This is a genomic window from Mesorhizobium sp. M2E.F.Ca.ET.209.01.1.1 (genome assembly GCF_004010375.2).
In the GTDB taxonomy this organism is placed as follows: Bacteria; Pseudomonadota; Alphaproteobacteria; order Rhizobiales; family Rhizobiaceae; genus Mesorhizobium.
On sequence record NZ_SADP02001373.1, the window covers coordinates 1 to 279 of the forward strand.

General features: G+C 63.1%; 1 pseudogene. It reads right to left on the reverse strand.

Annotated elements, in window-relative coordinates:
- Nucleotides 1-279: pseudogene (locus EN852_RS40460) on the reverse strand (hypothetical protein); the annotation flags it as partial.

A 279-nucleotide genomic window follows, 5' to 3' on the forward strand; every position in this document is an offset into this window, starting at 1 on the left:
TGCAGCGTCGCTGCGATAGCGGCTGGTCGAAGTCTGGTAGTACTGCGCGCGGATCGCCGCCATCGCCTCGATCAACGGTCCCCACGGCGCGGGAAAGCATTCTTCCGCCATCACCCGGTGCAGCATGCGCGTATGGCCGGCCAACTCGTCGTTGAGGAACTCAACCACAGGCATAGCCGGATAGCGCTGCAGAAGCAGGATCGCCGCGTTATCGCCGGCCGACCTGTCCTTGTCGCGTCCATGCAGATCGTTCTGCAGGCGCCCTATCACTGAGATGAG